Origin of the sequence: Clostridioides sp. ES-S-0010-02, from assembly GCA_020641055.1 — a bacterium.
Classification (GTDB): domain Bacteria; phylum Bacillota; class Clostridia; order Peptostreptococcales; family Peptostreptococcaceae; genus Clostridioides.
In genome coordinates this window covers 2336142-2352309 of record CP067345.1, presented here as the reverse complement: position 1 = coordinate 2352309, position 16168 = coordinate 2336142, and the positions used below count along the sequence as shown (strand labels likewise).

The 16168-nt window shown below is 29.0% G+C and carries 24 protein-coding genes; all 24 read left to right on the top strand.

Going from position 1 to position 16168, the window contains the following annotated elements; genetic code table 11:
* Positions 1–12 precede the first annotated feature (12 nt).
* The 24 genes from JJC01_10740 (at position 13) to JJC01_10625 (ending at position 16154) form a co-directional block, all read left to right on the top strand.
* Positions 13–420, top strand: a complete 408-nt coding sequence (locus tag JJC01_10740; GenBank protein UDN56675.1) for a RusA family crossover junction endodeoxyribonuclease — start codon at positions 13–15, stop codon at positions 418–420.
* Between the two features lie 14 nt (positions 421–434).
* Positions 435–719: a hypothetical protein gene (locus tag JJC01_10735; GenBank protein UDN56674.1), complete on the top strand. Its 285-nt coding sequence runs from the start codon at positions 435–437 to the stop codon at positions 717–719.
* A 111-nt stretch (positions 720–830) separates the two neighbouring features.
* Positions 831–1337 (top strand): hypothetical protein, encoded by a 507-nt coding sequence (locus JJC01_10730; protein UDN56673.1) that lies wholly within the window; start codon positions 831–833, stop codon positions 1335–1337.
* 667 nt (positions 1338–2004) lie between these two features.
* Complete coding sequence (locus JJC01_10725; GenBank protein ID UDN56672.1) at positions 2005–2496, top strand: ParB N-terminal domain-containing protein; 492 nt, start codon at positions 2005–2007, stop codon at positions 2494–2496.
* The gene (locus tag JJC01_10720) at positions 2496–3263 is read left to right on the top strand and encodes a hypothetical protein (protein ID UDN56671.1); all 768 of its coding nucleotides are present in this window, start codon (positions 2496–2498) and stop codon (positions 3261–3263) included. The genes JJC01_10725 and JJC01_10720 overlap by 1 nt, the downstream gene beginning before the upstream one ends.
* Positions 3260–3892, top strand: coding sequence for a queuosine precursor transporter (locus tag JJC01_10715; GenBank protein ID UDN60159.1), 633 nt, complete (start codon positions 3260–3262; stop codon positions 3890–3892). The genes JJC01_10720 and JJC01_10715 overlap by 4 nt, the downstream gene beginning before the upstream one ends.
* A gap of 37 nt (positions 3893–3929) precedes the next feature.
* Positions 3930–4658 carry a helix-turn-helix domain-containing protein gene (locus tag JJC01_10710; protein ID UDN56670.1) on the top strand — a complete coding sequence of 243 codons (729 nt, stop codon included), beginning with the start codon at positions 3930–3932 and terminating at the stop codon, positions 4656–4658.
* Entirely contained in the window at positions 4651–6057 is a 1407-nt protein-coding gene (gene terL, locus JJC01_10705) for a phage terminase large subunit (protein UDN56669.1), read from the top strand. Before JJC01_10710 ends, terL begins: the two co-directional genes overlap by 8 nt.
* A 19-nt stretch (positions 6058–6076) precedes the next feature.
* Positions 6077–7660 (top strand): phage portal protein, encoded by a 1584-nt coding sequence (locus JJC01_10700; GenBank protein ID UDN56668.1) that lies wholly within the window; start codon positions 6077–6079, stop codon positions 7658–7660.
* A 9-nt stretch (positions 7661–7669) separates the two neighbouring features.
* Complete coding sequence (locus JJC01_10695; protein UDN56667.1) at positions 7670–9091, top strand: minor capsid protein; 1422 nt, start codon at positions 7670–7672, stop codon at positions 9089–9091.
* Complete coding sequence (locus JJC01_10690; GenBank protein ID UDN56666.1) at positions 9084–9281, top strand: hypothetical protein; 198 nt, start codon at positions 9084–9086, stop codon at positions 9279–9281. The genes JJC01_10695 and JJC01_10690 overlap by 8 nt, the downstream gene beginning before the upstream one ends.
* 68 nt (positions 9282–9349) lie before the next feature.
* Positions 9350–9529: a hypothetical protein gene (locus tag JJC01_10685; protein UDN56665.1), complete on the top strand. Its 180-nt coding sequence runs from the start codon at positions 9350–9352 to the stop codon at positions 9527–9529.
* A complete protein-coding gene (locus JJC01_10680; GenBank protein UDN56664.1) occupies positions 9530–10390 on the top strand; it encodes a hypothetical protein in 861 nt (286 codons plus the stop codon).
* Between the two features lie 34 nt (positions 10391–10424).
* On the top strand, positions 10425–10616 hold the full coding sequence (locus JJC01_10675) for a hypothetical protein (protein UDN56663.1): 192 nt from the start codon (positions 10425–10427) through the stop codon (positions 10614–10616).
* Positions 10617–10734: 118 nt separating this feature from the next.
* Positions 10735–11334, top strand: coding sequence for a phage scaffolding protein (locus tag JJC01_10670; GenBank protein UDN56662.1), 600 nt, complete (start codon positions 10735–10737; stop codon positions 11332–11334).
* A 31-nt stretch (positions 11335–11365) separates the two neighbouring features.
* The gene (locus JJC01_10665; GenBank protein UDN56661.1) at positions 11366–12304 is read left to right on the top strand and encodes a hypothetical protein; all 939 of its coding nucleotides are present in this window, start codon (positions 11366–11368) and stop codon (positions 12302–12304) included.
* A 12-nt stretch (positions 12305–12316) separates the two neighbouring features.
* A complete protein-coding gene (locus JJC01_10660) occupies positions 12317–12538 on the top strand; it encodes a Rho termination factor N-terminal domain-containing protein (GenBank protein ID UDN56660.1) in 222 nt (73 codons plus the stop codon).
* A 28-nt stretch (positions 12539–12566) separates the two neighbouring features.
* On the top strand, positions 12567–12914 hold the full coding sequence (locus JJC01_10655; GenBank protein ID UDN56659.1) for a phage head-tail connector protein: 348 nt from the start codon (positions 12567–12569) through the stop codon (positions 12912–12914).
* Between the two features lies 1 nt (position 12915).
* Positions 12916–13266 (top strand): hypothetical protein, encoded by a 351-nt coding sequence (locus JJC01_10650; GenBank protein ID UDN56658.1) that lies wholly within the window; start codon positions 12916–12918, stop codon positions 13264–13266.
* On the top strand, positions 13266–13676 hold the full coding sequence (locus tag JJC01_10645; GenBank protein ID UDN56657.1) for an HK97 gp10 family phage protein: 411 nt from the start codon (positions 13266–13268) through the stop codon (positions 13674–13676). The genes JJC01_10650 and JJC01_10645 overlap by 1 nt, the downstream gene beginning before the upstream one ends.
* 10 nt (positions 13677–13686) lie before the next feature.
* Positions 13687–14136, top strand: coding sequence for a hypothetical protein (locus tag JJC01_10640; GenBank protein ID UDN56656.1), 450 nt, complete (start codon positions 13687–13689; stop codon positions 14134–14136).
* Positions 14137–15207 carry a phage tail sheath subtilisin-like domain-containing protein gene (locus JJC01_10635; GenBank protein UDN56655.1) on the top strand — a complete coding sequence of 357 codons (1071 nt, stop codon included), beginning with the start codon at positions 14137–14139 and terminating at the stop codon, positions 15205–15207.
* A gap of 14 nt (positions 15208–15221) precedes the next feature.
* Positions 15222–15653, top strand: coding sequence for a phage tail tube protein (locus JJC01_10630; protein UDN56654.1), 432 nt, complete (start codon positions 15222–15224; stop codon positions 15651–15653).
* 30 nt (positions 15654–15683) lie between these two features.
* On the top strand, positions 15684–16154 hold the full coding sequence (locus JJC01_10625) for a hypothetical protein (protein ID UDN56653.1): 471 nt from the start codon (positions 15684–15686) through the stop codon (positions 16152–16154).
* Positions 16155–16168 lie beyond the last annotated feature (14 nt).

Below are 16168 nucleotides of genomic sequence, written 5' to 3'. Positions count from 1 at the left end.
TAGGAGAGAGTAATGAAAGTTTTTCTTGTAATAGATGGAGAACCAGTTGGCAAAGAGAGACCAAGATTTAATTCGGCTACTAAAAGAACTCATACTCCACAGAAAACTAAAAATTATGAGAATCTTATAAAGTGGCTATATCAATCTAAAGTTAAGTATCATTTTACAGGTTATATAAAAATGACTTTAAGGTGCTATTATTCTATAGCTAAAAGTAACAGTAAAAAGGTTAAAGAGCAGAAAAGAAATAATGTGTTAAGACCTAGTAAGAAACCAGATATTGATAATGTTGTTAAGATTGTGGCTGATGCACTTAATGAGATAGCGTATAAGGATGATACACAGATAGTTGAGGTAGTGGCTAGTAAATATTTTAGTGATAAGCCAAGGGTTGAGGTTGTACTAGAAGATGTTGTTTAAAAGGAGTTGTTAGTATGCAACACAATAAAAAAGATTTAAAAAAATTTGTTTGTCCAAAATGTGGAGGGCAACTAATATTCATACAAAATTATGGATATGAGATTATTAAAAAAATAAACAAAACAACTGGTAAATTTACTGGTAAAGTTGTAAAGAATAATCCAACACTTCAAGAATGGACTGATATAGTATGTATTGAGTGTGAGTTTACTAAAACTAATTTAGAAATTATTGAATCTCATGATACAAAGTTGCAGGAACTGTTAGAAGAAATTGAAACAATAAATTTTAAAGCATAGTATTTAGTAATAAAGAAAAAAGGAGTGCTTTCACACTCCACTTGTCAAAAATATAAAACTTTTATATACAAATATTATTATAACATAAATAATTGATAGGAGTGTGTGAGTATGTCTAAAACTAAAAAAGAGTTTTTTAATGCAACTAAGAAACAACTTTCTAATTACAAACAATTAAATGCAAATATAATAAAATTAAAAAATGAAATACAAATGTTGAAAGATAATTCAGTTGGAGATTTAACAAAAGCTATAAGTTATGATAGTGTCAAAACAGGAAAAACAAACAAAACTAGTAATATGATTGAGGATGCTATTGTTAATGTATCAGACTTAATAACAGAAAAAGAAATAGAGTTATATGAGTCAGAAATAATTAAATCTACCATAGATTTAGCTATAAGGAATTTAAAACCTATACACAAACAAATCATAACATACAAATATATTGAAGGCTTAGAATTGAGTTTAATAGTTGATAAGGTATATTTAGAAGAAAGACAATTGAGAGAAAGAGCTAATCAAGCTATAAATTCAATATCAATAGCATTATTTGGAAAGAAAGCATTAATAGAGCAGGAACCACTTTTTGAATTGTTAGATTACAGACTAAATTAGACTATGAATTTTAATTGCCAAAAATGTGCCGTTTTTTTAATTTTAGACATGAGATAATAGTATTGTGGAAATGAAAGATTTCCCTCTCAAAACTAAATAATTGGCTAGGGTTAAGGGATTGCCCTAGTCACTATGAACAGACTAGGCAGGGCATGAGGATGCTGTTAGTTCAATTCTAACTATGTTTAAATATTAATCAACGGATACACTAAAAAGTAGAGAAATTGAGGGCAAAATTTTATATTTTGTATCTTAATTCAGAAGTCTAAAAAGAGTGGGGCTTGGTAACCTCACTCACCATGCAGGTGCTGGTGTTTAATCTAGGTTCGATTCCTAGAACTTGCTCCCTTAAAGAATATGTACCTCCCTCATAAAAAGACTAAGTTTGGGTAAGCTTAGTCTTTTATTTTTTTTAAGAAGGAAAATGGATTTAATTGTTGTATTTTATATAAAAAAGAGGATGTGAGTTAATGTGGGGATATTAGAAGGTGCTGAGTTAATTAGAGATATAGCACAGAAAATTGCTATAGAAAAAGGAATAACAGAGCAAGAAGCTTGGAATGAAGCTATAAAAGAGTTTAAAGAAAAATATGAGTGTTTAGTTTAAAGAGTCATCTTTGCAGGTGACTCTTTTATTATATTTAAATTTTAAAAAGGAGGTCTTAAAATGAACAAAAGAGAAGTTGTTTATCTTAATTTAGAAGATATAAAACCATACGAAAATAATCCTCGAAACAATGAGTATGCAGTTGAAAAAGTAGTTAATTCAATTAAAGAATTTGGTTTTAACAATCCAATTACAATTGATAAAAACAATATAATTGTTACAGGGCATACAAGGTATGAAGCATCTAAAATACTTGGTTTGAAGCAAGTGCCATGTATGGTTTTAGAAGATTTAACAGATGAAGAAATAAGAGCATATAGATTAGCTGACAATAAAGTTGGAGAATTTTCAGACTGGGAGTTTGATAAATTGACAAAAGAATTAGCTGAAATAGAAAATATTGATATGAGTAATTTGGGATTTAACATACACATGTTTGAAGATTTAGGAGTTATTGATGCAGATTTTATATTGGATGAAGAATTAGAAGAAAAAGAGAAAAAAGCTAAAATAGTGAAATGTCCACATTGTAATGAGGAGTTTGAAGTATAATGAGGATTTTTCTTGCTGCAACAAAAAGTGGAATGAATAAAGAATTAAGATTAGAAACAATAGAGAAATGTAAACCTTTATATATCTTAGAAACTTTTTTTAATAAAGAGAAAACATGCCTAGAAGCTTTGCAAATAGTAGGAAATGAGAATTTTTTATTAGATTCGGGTGCTTTTTCTTTTATGAATGGCACAGAAATCTCAAAAGAAGGAATGGAAAACTATATTGATAGATATATAGAGTTTATAAAAAAATACAACATAAAATATTTCTTTGAAGTGGATGTAGACAATATTTTTGGGTTAGAGCAAGTAGAAAAATGGACTAAAAAAATAGAAAATGAAGTAGGCAGACAATGTATACCTGTATGGCATAAAAGTCGGGGAGTAGAATACTGGAAAAAGTTATGTGCAACATATAAATATATTGCAGTTGGAGGATTTGCAATAAATGATATAAAAAAACAAGAGTATCCTTTAATACAAAAAATGGTCGAGTATGCTTATCAAAAAGGTGTAAAAGTGCATGGACTAGGCTTTACTAAGACGAAGATATTAAAATCATTTAAGTTTTATAGTGTTGACAGCAGTAGTTGGACTATAGGGGCAAGTATTGGTCAGCAATTATATACATTTAAAAATGGAGATATACATATAAGAAGGTTAGAAAAAGAAGGTAATAAGAAAACTGATTTAAAAAAATTAGTAGCTCATAGCATGTGCGAGTGGGTTAAATATCAAAAATATATGGATGGAGTGAGATGGTGAAAAAGACAGAAAGAAATTTAACATTATTAAATTGTGTATTTGTAACAAGCTTAGTGGTTTCTAATATTGTTGCAGGAAAGGTGATTGATGTATTTGGGTTAATTGTTCCTGCCGCGGTTGTAGCATATCCACTAACTTTTTTGTGTACAGATGTCATTGGAGAAATATGGGGCAAAGAAGAAGCTAACAGAACAGTCAAAAGAGGTATTTTAATGCAGTTATTTAGTCTTTTATTAATTACAATAGCAATAGCCCTTCCAAGTGCAAGTTTTGCACAAGATTATTCAAGTAATCTAAAAGTAGTGTTAGGGCAGAATGTAAGGTTTGTATTAGCTAGTTTAATAGCTTATATATTAGCTCAATCGAATGATGTATTTATATTTCATAAGCTTAAAGAGCGATTTAATGGAAAACATAAGTGGTTGAGAAACAATGCTAGTACTATGTTAAGTCAGTTGATAGATACAGCTATTTTCATTACGATTGGTTTTTGGGGTACTGTACCAAGTATATTAACTATGATATTAAGTCAGTATGTAGTTAAGTTCTTCTTAGCTTTAGCAGATACTCCATTCTTCTATTTATTAACTAGAAATAAAGAAATAAAAGTAGATAAACAAGCTTCATAATAAAAAATAAGATTCAAACGAACAATGAGGTGGTGATGTGGCTAGAGCACCAAATGAGAAAGAAAAAGAAGCAAGAAAATTATATTTAAAAGGTCTGAAATTAGTTGAGATTGCTAAAAAATTAGATATACCAGATGGAACAGTAAGAAGATGGAAAAAAACTTATAATTGGGATAATGAACGTTCGGAAAATAATAACGAGCGTTCGGCAAAAAGAGGTGGTCAGCCTAACAATTCTAATGCAAAAGGGCATGGTGCTCCATTAAGAAATAAAAATAATTTTAAGCATGGTATCTTTGAACAAATTTATTTTGATACTTTGACAGATAAAGAGTTAGAGTTAATAAAAAATAAAAGTAGTGATAAAATATATGATTTAGAATTAGAAATAGATTTACTTACTATAAGAGAACATAGGCACATGGCTAGAATAAAGGAATACACTCAAAAAACAGATGGTATAAGCCTTGAAAGTGTTAATAAAAGAAGGCTAGAGATTACTGGAAATGTATTAAAAGATGGTCAAGTTCAAGAAGAAATGGTAACTAGAGGTGTTTCCACTTTTGAGGTTATACAGAAATTAGAAGCTGAACTAACTAAAATTCAAGATAAAAAAAGAAAATGTATTGAAACATTAGAGAAAATGAAGATAGATAGAAAGAAATTTGAATTAGAAAATCATAGTCTAGGTCAAAATGAAAGTGAAAATATGTTCAAAGAATTATCCTTAGAGGAGTTGAAAAAGTTGGCGAGTTTAGATGATTAACAATAAATTGATAGCACTAGAAGCCAAGAAAGAACTTGCAAGGCGAGACTTCTTTTTTTATTGCAATTTATTAGCACCAAACTTTTATAAAGAAGATAGAGAGTATTTAGTTGAAACCTGTAATAAGCTTCAAGATTTTTATTATTCAGATGATGAAGTTTTAATTATAAATATGCCACCTAGGCATGGGAAGAGTAGAAGTGCAGGTTTATTCGTAGAATGGATTTTAGGTAAAAATAAAAATGAAAAAATAATGACTGGTAGTTATAATGAAACTCTTTCAACTATGTTTTCAAAGAATGTCAGAAATGCTATTCAAGAAGAAAAAGCTGATATAGACACTATTATCTATAGTGATATATTTCCTAACACAAAAATCAAACATGGTGATGGAGCTATGAATTTATGGTCATTGGAAGGTGGTTATAATAATTATTTGGCAACGTCTCCAGGTGGCACAGCAACAGGCTTTGGATGTTCTTTGATGATTATAGATGATTTAATTAAAAATGCAGAGGAAGCCTACAACGAAAATGTTCTTGAAAAACACTGGGATTGGTTTACTAATACTATGCTATCAAGACTCGAGGAGAATGGAAAAATAATTATCATAATGACTAGATGGTCTAGTAAGGACTTGGCTGGTAGAGCATTAGAACATTATAAAGAAGAAGGTAAGAAAGTAAAACATATTAATATGAAAGCATTAGAAGATGGCAACATGCTTTGTGAAGAAGTGCTATCTCTAAATAGTTATAAATCAAAAATAAGAGCGATGGGCGAAGATATTGCAAGTGCTAACTATCAACAAGAGCCTATTGACCTTAAAGGATGTTTATACACTAGATTTAAGACGTATAACAAGCCTCCTACTGATGATAAGGGAAATATATTGTTTACATCTATAAAAGCTTATGTAGATACAGCAGATGAGGGAGCAGATTATTTGTGTGCTATTGTATATGGAGTATATAACAAAGAAGCTTATATACTAGATGTTTTATACACTAAGGAAAGTATGGAAATAACAGAGTATAAAACAGCTAGGATGTTCTATGAAAATGAAGTTAACAAAGCCGATATAGAAAGTAATAGTGGTGGTAGAGCTTTTGCAAGAAATGTACAAAGAATATTGAAAGAAAAGTTTAAAAGTAATAAAACTATTATTAAATGGTTTCATCAATCGAAAAATAAAGAAGCTAGAATCTTATCTAACAGTTCGTGGGTAATGGAACATATATATTTTCCAGTTAATTGGCGAGATAAATGGCAAGATTATTATAAGGCGATGGTGAGTTATCAAAGAGAAGGAAAAAATAAACATGATGATGCACCTGACGCTACAACAGGAGTTGCAGAAAAGGCACTAAAAGGTCAAGGATTATCAGTATTTAAGTAATATAGGTGGTGGTGATGATGTGGAGTTAGAAAAAATAAGAAGTATAATAAATGCTGATATAGCTAGAAGACAAGAAATATTACAAGCTAAATCATATTATTATAATGAAAATGATATCTTGAAAAAGGGTGTAGTTGTTCAAAATAGAGACGAAAATCCTCTCAGAAATGCTGACAATAGAATTAGTCATAACTTTCATGAAATACTTGTTGATGAAAAAGCTTCTTATATGTTTACTTATCCAGTTTTATTTGACATTGACAATAACAAGGAATTGAATGAGAAAGTAACAGATGTTCTAGGGAATGAGTTTACTAGAAAAGCTAAGAATTTAGCTATAGAAGCATCAAATTGTGGCACAGCATGGTTGCATTATTGGATAGATGAAGAATATAGTAATGAACAGATAATAGCCCAAACATTCAAGTATGGGGTAGTGAATACAGAAGAAATTATTCCTATATACAGAAATGGTATTGAAAGAGAATTAGAAGCTGTTATAAGATATTATGTTCAGTTAGAAGATGTAGAAAGACAGATACAGAAACAAACATATACTTATGTTGAATTTTGGACAGATAAAGTATTAAATAAATATAAATTCTTTGGAGTATCGTGTTGTGGTTCTCAAATAGAGCATATAACAGTACAACATAGATTTAATTCAGTTCCTTTTATTGAATTTGCTAACAATATAAAAAAACAAAGTGACTTATCTAAGTATAAAAAAATATTGGACTTATACGACCGAGTTATGAGTGGTTTTGCAAATGATTTAGAGGATATACAACAAATAATTTATATACTTGAAAATTTTGGCGGAGAAGATACATCAGAGTTCTTAAAGGAATTAAAGAGATATAAAACAATAAAGACTGAAACGGACTCAGAAGGAGATAGTGGCGGTCTTAAAACTATGCAAATAGAAATCCCCACAGAAGCTAGACGTATAATATTAGAGATACTTAAAAAGCAAATATATGAAAGCGGTCAAGGACTACAACAGGATACTGAGAGCTTTGGCAATGCAAGTGGTGTAGCACTTAAATTCTTTTATAGAAAGCTAGAACTAAAAAGTGGATTACTTGAAACTGAGTTTAGAACCTCTTTTGATAAGCTAATTAAAGCTATACTATGTTTTTTAGGAGTTACAAATTATAAAAAGGTACAACAGACATATACACGTAACATGATGTCTAATGATTTAGAAGATGCAGACATAGCAACCAAAAGCATGGGAATAATACCTACCAAAATTATTTTTAGACATCATCCTTGGATTGACGACCCCGAGGAAGCTGAGAGACTTTATTTAGAAGAAAAACAAACGCAAGCAGCTTTAGTTTCTGATGATTATAACTTTGACGATTTACCGAATGAAAAAAAGAATGTAGAAGAAAAAGAAAGTGTAAATGACACAATAGACAATGTAGAAGAAGTTGCAGGAAAAACTCTAAATGGTGCTCAGACACAATCACTGGTAGGTGTATTGTCTCAATATTCAGCAGGAACACTAACATTAGGTCAAGCTATAAATGTAATATCTATAGCTATAGGTGTGACAAAAGATGAAGCTAAAAAAATACTTGAAGGTTCAATGTAGGTATTTAATATGGAAAATAATAATACTGAATATTGGAAAGAAAGAGAAAAGCAAAGATTAAATGCAAGATTAAAAGATGAAAAAGAGGTATTAAATGAACTAGATAAACAATATAAAATTGCAATGAAAAATATAGAAAAAGAAATTGCTAATTTATTTTACAAATATGCTGAGCAAAATAAACTAACATATGCAGAAACACAAAAATATTTAACTAATAATGAGTTTAAGGCATGGCGTATGGGCATTAAGCAATATATTAAATTAATAGAACAAACTGGTGATGAAAGATTACTATTAGAACTTAATACATTAGCTATGAAGAGTAGAATAAATCGATTAGAAGAACTATTCTATCAAATATCTAAAGAGATATATAATACATTTGATATTCAAAATAATAGAGTAGAAAAGCTATTAGAGGAATCTGTAAAAGATAGTTACTATAAGAGTATATATGAGATACAAAAGTATGCAGGTGTTAGTGTAAGTTTTACTAAGCTTAATAAAGAAACTGTAAGAGATATAATTACATACCCTTGGAGCGGCAAAAGTTTTTCGCAAAGGATATGGAAGAATAGAGATTTATTAAGTGAAGTCATTAAGGAAGAAGTCACTCAGATGGTTATAAGAGGGGAAAGTTTGAAAAAGATTGCTAATAGAGTGTCAGAGAAAATGGACTCTAGCTATGAAAATGCAATAAGATTAGTTCAGACTGAACATTCTCATTTTATGTCAGAAGCTGATAAAAGAGCATATAAAAGCCAAGAAGTAGACAAATATCAATTTTTAGCAACATTACAGGATAATACTTGTAAAAGATGTAGAAATGTAGATATGAAAGTATATTTAGTTAAAGAAGCAAAAGAAGGAGAAAATTATCCTCCACTCCATCCTAGATGTCGATGTACGACTATTCCATATTTTGAGGATGAAAAAGAAACAAGAACAGCAAGATTGCCAAAAGGTAAGACATATGAAGTTCCTTCAAATATGTCATACAATGAATGGTATAAAACTCATGTTGAAGTTACTATAAATAAAGAGAAAGAAAATAAAAATAATGTTATAATAGATAGTATAAAGAAAGATATAAAAGAGGGTAAATACAACCTAAATATCCATGACGGCAAACAAGGAAAACATTTTAAGGACCATAATAATTATACAGAAGGAAGAAGTTATTTAACAGTATCAAAAGAAGAAGCTCAAGAACTCATTAACAAATATGCAGGTACAGGAATATTGGAACTTGATAGAAATAGTAAGTTTAAAAATAAAGAATTAATAACATGTGAAAAAAATATAGGTGTAAATATAAGCAATCTAACAGGAGAAGAAACAGCAACTAATAAGTTTTATATACACTATAGTAGTAAAAATGGTACTCATATAGTGCCAACAATGAAAGGAGTTGAAAAGGATGAGTAAAAATTTAATTAATTATATGAGTGAGAAAGTTAAAATTATAGATATAGACAATAAAGAATGGATTGGTTATGTAAAAACTTATACACCAGCTATAGACAGTGATAATGAAATAGATGAGATTGGCTTAAAACAAAATGATTGCTTGGTATCTTTTCAAGAAGATGAAATAAAAAGTATAGAAGTTATATAAAAAGCACTTGCTAAGTTTAAATAGTAAGTGCTTTTATTATGCAAATTTATTGCTAGGTGGTTTAAGATATGACTAAATTCTGTATAAAACAAAAAAAAGAGTTATTAAATAGAATAAAAGATGAAAAAGAAATAAAATTTGATATTATTGAGGAGTTACAGTACCCAAAGGATATAGCATGTGAGGAGATAAAATTAAAGAATAGCGAAAATAAAATTAGACTTATAGGAATTGAGGAGGATGAATAAATGGCTAAATTTGTGAAGAAATCAGATGTAGTAGAAGTTTTCAGATTTGGAGACGAAGAAGAAATACCAAAATGGGTATCAGAAGCAGTTGAAAACAAAATTATTTCAACTGAATATGTTCAGGAGGGTGAATATATTAAAAAACCGATTTTGATGATAAAAACTCAGAAAAGAGGATTGTGGAGAGGAGAGCTTGATGATTATATAATCAGAAATTCGCATGGAGAAATAAACTCTTGCAACTTTAAATTATTTGATGATATATATCAAAAAGTTGAATATACTGCAACTATTGAGGATATAAGAAACTATACTGAAAATATTGAAAAAGGACATAGATATGTTGATGAGGATAACAACAAGAAGAATAAATTAGAACTTTCAGCTAAGTTGGAACTAGATACAACAGATTTTGAGGAAAATATAAAAAGTGCTACAAAAGAAATTGAAACATTTAATGAAGCAGCAGGCAAATTAGAGAAAAAAATTAATGGAATATTTGGTAGAGAAAAGGTAAATGAAGTAAAAATAAATATACCAACAATATCAAAATCTGAAAGTGTAGAAGAAGTAAATGAAAAGTTACTTAAAGAATTAAAATCACAAAAACTTATAGTTTCAAAAGAAGATAAAAAGCTCAAAAAATATGACATACATTTTAAAAATAATGATTGTATATTTGGCATAGTTAAAGAACATATAGCTGATAAATTAGTAACTTGTTTTTCTGATTCTCAATCAGATATAGATTGTTTGAGAGCTTTTGAAGATGAAGAAAAAACAGTTATGTTTAATATGTCTAATGTCCAATCTATAGTAATTAGTGATTATATTGAAGACAATGAAATTGATTATATATAGTATGCTTTTTATTTTATAAAATGAGGTGATTTAAATGAGTTGGTTAATACTACAAATAATAAGTATTGTTGTAAACATAATACTTATTATAAGTTTAATAAGTGATATGGTTTTAAAAATATATCTAAAAAGTTTAAAAAAAGAATATGAAGTAGCTATAAATAAAGTTTCTAATGAACTTTTGAAAAAATTAAATGATGAGCTAAGAAAACATAAAAGTCTATAGAGGCTTTTTTATTTTGCTCTTTTTAAAAAAGTTGTAGAGCATAAAGAACAAAGAAACTCTCGCAGTTGGAGGGCAACTATAAAAATCTATAGAGAAGATAAGAAGGGATGATGATTAAATGGAATGGTTAAGAAAAATATTAGAAGGTATTAAAATCGAAGAAAATAAGCTTGATATCGAGGAAATATTAAAAAGTGTTAATGCTGAATTTCCCAAACACGCAGTACCTAAAGAAACTTTCAATAAGGTAAATGAACAATTAAAAGAAGCTGATAAGACTATAAAAAGCTTTAATGGTAAAATGACTCAAGATGATATTGAGAAGCTTAAAACAGAGCATCAAACAGAAATTAAAAAGATAGAAGAAAATCACAAGTTAGAAGTTGAAAAAATGCAAAGTGAGAGTATAAAGACAAGAAAATTAAGTGCTGTTGAGAAAGCTTTATTAACTAACAAAGCTAAGCATACTGATTTATTGACAAATAAGTTTGACTTAGAAAAAATAAGTGTGGGTGAGGATGGCAAAATAACAGGCATAGAGGAACAATTAAAAGAGTTGCAAGAAAGCTACCAAGATTTGTTTGAATCTAATGTTACTGAAACTGCTAAACAAACAAATACACAGCCTTTTTACAAGTATGTACCAGGTGGTAGTGGAGAAACAAACGAGAATGTAAATATGGAAGCTATGGTAAATGAAATATTAGGAGTTAAATAAATTAATGTGATTAAGAAAGGATGATGATTATATGGCTAATATATTAGCGTATGGGCAAGCTCTACAACAAGGTTTAGACAAACAAGTAACACAAGAATTATTAACTGGATGGATGGATTCTAACGCAAAACAAATAAAATACACAGGAGGAAAAGAAGTAAAAATAGGTAAGCTTTCTACAGATGGCTTAGGAGATTATGCAAGAGGTTCGTCTGATGCTTATGTTAATGGGGATGTTAAATTTGAATATGAAACTAAGGTTATGACACAAGATAGAGGAAGAAAATTCACATTAGATTCTATGGATGTGGATGAAACTAACTTTTTGGTAACTGCAACAAATATTATGGGAGAGTTCCAAAGATTAAAAGTTATTCCGGAAATAGATGCTTACAGACTAAGTAAGTTAGCTACTACTGCTATGAATGTAGCAGGAGACACTAACGTTGAATATGGATACACAGTAAATTCAAGTACAATAATAAATAAGATAAAAGCTGGTATAAAAGTAATTAGAGAAAATGGATATAATGGACCTTTAGTTTGTCACTTGAATTATGATAGTATGTTTGCAGTAGAAGAAAAAGTGTTAGAAAAGCTATCTTCTGTTACTTTTATACAAGGTGGTATAGAAACACAAGTACCTTCAATTGATGGATGCCCTCTTATAAAAACACCTCAAAACAGAATGTATTCATCAATAATACTTAATGATGGTACTTCTTCTAACCAGACAGAGGGAGGTTATTCAAAAGGGACAAAAGCAATAGATGCTAACTTTATAATAGCTCCAATAGATGTGCCTATCGCTGTTACAAAACAAGATAAAATGAGAATCTTTGACCCTGATACAAATCAAACAGCAGATGGATGGTCTATGGACTATAGAAGATACCATGAATTGTGGGTCCTTGATAACAAAGTTAACTCTGTATATGCTAATTTTAAAGATGCCAAACCTACAGCTTAGGAAGTGATTTAAATGTTTATATTAATTAAAGAAAATATAGAACGTAGAGTAGAAGATTCTTTTTTAAAAGATAAGCTAATACAAGATGGATTTAAGTTACTAGAAGATAAGAAAAGTATTGATATAGAAAATTCAACTCTTGAAGAACTGAAAAGCTTAGCAAAAGAAAATGGTATAGAAGGTTATTCAAAACTGAAAAAAGATGAATTAATAGAGAAATTAAATAATATTTAGTTTCTCTATTTTTATTTGAGGTGGTTAGATGTTAGAAAATATAAAGTTAATTCTAAATTTAAAAGATGATACTCATGATAATTTAATAAAGTTGTACATTAAAAAATACACTACTCTAGTTCTTGCATACTGCAATATAGAAACACTTAATGATACTCTTGAAAATATCATAGAAGATAAAGTCATTGTTAAATTAAAAGAAACACTATTAAGTAATAATAGTGCTGATAATGGCAAAGTTAGTTCAGTTTCTAGGGGTGGTTATTCTGTTACTTACAATGTTGCAACAGCTAAAACAACAGATGAATTAATGGAAATAAAATTATCTCAAAAAGATAAGAATATTTTAAATAATTTTAGAAAAGTGAAGTGGTAATATGACAGAAGCAGATATACTAGCACTGACATACTTTTGTAAAATGACAATAAGAAGATGTGCAAGTATTAAAAACGAGGAAACAGGAGTTACGGATTTTGATGAGAATGTTGTAATTGTAGAAGATATACCATGTGCTGTAAATGGAAATGTACCTAATATTACAGATACAGATATAACAAGTTCTATTTCAGTCTTTGAATTATATTGTAGACCTAATATAGATTTGCAGGTTGGAGATATACTTGATATAACTTTAGAAAATGGAAATATAGAAACTTTCATTGCATCTAAACCCTTCCCTCATTTAAGCCACTTGCAAACTAATCTAACTCTAAAGGAAAGATACTAATGATAGAGTTTAATAGTCTAGATGACTTGATAAGAGATTTAGAGAGACAAGAAAAAGAATTAACTAAGAACATTAGAAAAGCTAAAAATAGAATAGGTAATCAACTTCTTAGAAAAGTAAAACAGAAAACACCAGTCGCTGAAAAAAATGGTGGAACAGCAAGAAAAAATTGGCAATACAAGGAGCTTGGCACTTTTGATGGAGTTGTTTTTAATAACACAGAGTATATTAGACATCTAGAGTTTGGACATAGAACTAGGCAAGGAACAGGAACTAGTGAAAACTATAGACCAAAACAGGGTGGTATACAGTTTGTTGAAGGTGTTTTTATGCTAGCAAAAAGTGTTGATGAAATAAACAGTATAATTGACAATGAACTAAATCAAATAATAATAGATTTTTGGAATTAGAGGTGATGTGTTGCTAAGTTATAATGAAATACTAGATTCATTTACTAAAACTATAGATAATAATTTTAAAGAAACTATAGTTGTAGGAGAATATAACATACAAGACAATAAAAAGTCTTGTTTTTTTGTGCAGATATTGCCAGAAATGGTACAGACAGCAACTAAAAAAACTGATATAAAAAGCTTCTTAGTTGATATAAAATATTTGCCTAAATGGGGAAAAAAGAAAAAAGATTTACTTGACATTCTAAATAAATTAGAGAACATATTCACTAGAAATATAAAAGTAAAAGACAGATATTTAACTTTCAGTAAGAAAAGTGGAAGTATAGAAAAAGATGAAATAGGAAATTATGTTCAATTTCTTATATCTATAAATTATCATGAACAAATTTATTTTGAAGAAGAAAAACATGAATTAATGGAAGAACTAAATATGAGATTTGAAAGGAGTGATTAAATGGCTGGATTAGTTAACATAAATATAGAGTTTAAAGAGTTGGCTACAAGCTTTATACAACGTTCCCGAGCTGGAATAGTAGTAATTGTATTGAAAGATACAACAAAGATGTATAAAGAGCTTACAAGCGAAGATGATATATCAACATCGTTAAGTGATTCTAATAAAAAATATATAAAATATGCTTTTATGGGTTCTACTGACAATGAGAAGATACTAAAACCAAGTAAAGTTATTATAAGCACTTTCACAGAAGATGGAAAAGTTGAGGATATACTAGAAGAATTAGAATCTGTAGAATTTAATTACTTATGTATGCCAGAAGCTATAGAATCAGAAAAACAAACAATTGCAAAATGGATTAAGAAAATAAGAGAGGAAGAAAGCACAGAGGCTAAAGCGGTTCTTGCAAATATCAAAGCTGATAATGAAGCAATTATTAATTTTACTGAAAATGTAGTAGTTGATGGTGAAGAAATAACAGCAGAAAAATACACGCCACGTATTGCTTCTCTTATAGCCTCTACACCTGGCACACAATCTGTTACTTATGCTCCTCTTGATGAAGTTGAATCTATTACAAAGATAGACAAAGCTAGTGCAGACGCTAAAGTACAATCGGGAGAATTAATTTTAAGAAGATTATCAGGTAAGATTAGAATTGCTAGGGGAGTAAATTCTCTTACAACTTTAACAGCAGAAAAAGGAGAAATATTTCAAAAGATTAAGCTTGTCGATACAAAAGATTTAATAAGTAAAGATATAAAGAATATTTATGTAGAGAAGTATTTACGTAAATGCCCTAACACTTATGACAATAAATGTTTATTCATAGTAGCTGTACAGTCATATTTAACTGAATTAACAAGACAAGAATTGATTGACTCTAATTTTACAGTCGAAATTGACTTAGAAAAGCAAAAAGAATACTTAGAAAGTAAAAAAGTAGATGTTAGTAAAATGAAAGAGAATGAAATAAAAGAAGCTAATACTGGTTCAAATGGATTTTACCTAATAAATCTAAAATTAGTTGATGCGATGGAAGATATAGATATAAGAGTTCAAATGTAGAAAGAGGTGATAACATGGCTACAAGTTTTGAAAGTAAAAACGTAATAAATGGAACATTTGGAGAGTGTTGGTTAAATGAGGTACAAATAGCAGAGTGCAAAGCATTAAAAGCTGAAATAAAACTAGATAAAGCTGAAATAGTCAGACCTAGAAAAATGATTAAAGGTCAAAAAGTGATAGGTGCTAGTGCGGAAGGTTCTATAACTCTATATCATGTAGATTCAAATATGTTAAAGTATATAACTCAAATTATAAAAGAAGGTAGAGAGCCTAAATTTACTATTATAAGTAAACTAGCTGACCCTGATGCTAAAGGGGTGGAAAGAATCTCTTTAACTGGAGTTTCTTTTGATGGATTATCAATTATAGATTGGGAAAATGGAAAAGAAGGAGAGATTGAAGCATCTTTCACTTTTGAAGATTTTGAGATATTAGATGCAGCATAAAAATAATTAACAATAAAAAGGAGAATTAGTATGAGCGAAAATAGATTAGAAAAAGAAATAGTAGATAAAAAAGAAGTAACAGAAGTAAAAAATATAGTAGAATTATTACTCAAAATGGATGCAGGTGAAATTAAAATGCCAAGCATGACATACAAAATATTTTGCAAAAAAGTAGGTATAGAGTTACCTTTTGAGTGCACAGCATTAGAACCCGAAACTTTTGACGAATTACAGTCAAGTGGACTGAAAATAGAGAATGGTTCATTAAAGGATTTAGATAATTTTAAAATGAAAACAAATATTATATTAGCTTCTTGCAAAACATTTAAAGATAAAGAACTATTAAAACATTTTAAATCTCCAACACCAAGGGAATTGCTAAGAAAAATGTTATTAGCAGGTGAAATAAATGATTTATATAACAAAATATGTGAGCTGAATGGATATAGCGAATCTAATTCTGAAAAAGATAAGAGAATAGAAGAAAAAATAAAAAACTAATAAAAACAGATGGT

Excerpts from the sequence above, each read along its gene's own strand:
- JJC01_10635 (UDN56655.1), top strand. The coding sequence starts at position 14,137 with ATGGCTGGATTAGTTAACATAAATATAGAGTTTAAAGAGTTGGCTACA.
- JJC01_10660 (UDN56660.1), top strand. The coding sequence starts at position 12,317 with ATGTTTATATTAATTAAAGAAAATATAGAACGTAGAGTAGAAGATTCT.
- JJC01_10630 (UDN56654.1), top strand. The coding sequence starts at position 15,222 with ATGGCTACAAGTTTTGAAAGTAAAAACGTAATAAATGGAACATTTGGA.
- JJC01_10645 (UDN56657.1), top strand. The coding sequence starts at position 13,266 with ATGATAGAGTTTAATAGTCTAGATGACTTGATAAGAGATTTAGAGAGA.
- JJC01_10740 (UDN56675.1), top strand. The coding sequence starts at position 13 with ATGAAAGTTTTTCTTGTAATAGATGGAGAACCAGTTGGCAAAGAGAGA.
- JJC01_10695 (UDN56667.1), top strand. The coding sequence starts at position 7,670 with ATGGAAAATAATAATACTGAATATTGGAAAGAAAGAGAAAAGCAAAGA.
- JJC01_10690 (UDN56666.1), top strand. The coding sequence starts at position 9,084 with ATGAGTAAAAATTTAATTAATTATATGAGTGAGAAAGTTAAAATTATA.
- JJC01_10670 (UDN56662.1), top strand. The coding sequence starts at position 10,735 with ATGGAATGGTTAAGAAAAATATTAGAAGGTATTAAAATCGAAGAAAAT.
- JJC01_10725 (UDN56672.1), top strand. The coding sequence starts at position 2,005 with ATGAACAAAAGAGAAGTTGTTTATCTTAATTTAGAAGATATAAAACCA.
- JJC01_10675 (UDN56663.1), top strand. The coding sequence starts at position 10,425 with ATGAGTTGGTTAATACTACAAATAATAAGTATTGTTGTAAACATAATA.
- JJC01_10735 (UDN56674.1), top strand. The coding sequence starts at position 435 with ATGCAACACAATAAAAAAGATTTAAAAAAATTTGTTTGTCCAAAATGT.
- JJC01_10650 (UDN56658.1), top strand. The coding sequence starts at position 12,916 with ATGACAGAAGCAGATATACTAGCACTGACATACTTTTGTAAAATGACA.
- JJC01_10730 (UDN56673.1), top strand. The coding sequence starts at position 831 with ATGTCTAAAACTAAAAAAGAGTTTTTTAATGCAACTAAGAAACAACTT.
- JJC01_10625 (UDN56653.1), top strand. The coding sequence starts at position 15,684 with ATGAGCGAAAATAGATTAGAAAAAGAAATAGTAGATAAAAAAGAAGTA.
- JJC01_10655 (UDN56659.1), top strand. The coding sequence starts at position 12,567 with ATGTTAGAAAATATAAAGTTAATTCTAAATTTAAAAGATGATACTCAT.
- JJC01_10665 (UDN56661.1), top strand. The coding sequence starts at position 11,366 with ATGGCTAATATATTAGCGTATGGGCAAGCTCTACAACAAGGTTTAGAC.
- terL (UDN56669.1), top strand. The coding sequence starts at position 4,651 with ATGATTAACAATAAATTGATAGCACTAGAAGCCAAGAAAGAACTTGCA.
- JJC01_10720 (UDN56671.1), top strand. The coding sequence starts at position 2,496 with ATGAGGATTTTTCTTGCTGCAACAAAAAGTGGAATGAATAAAGAATTA.
- JJC01_10680 (UDN56664.1), top strand. The coding sequence starts at position 9,530 with ATGGCTAAATTTGTGAAGAAATCAGATGTAGTAGAAGTTTTCAGATTT.
- JJC01_10685 (UDN56665.1), top strand. The coding sequence starts at position 9,350 with ATGACTAAATTCTGTATAAAACAAAAAAAAGAGTTATTAAATAGAATA.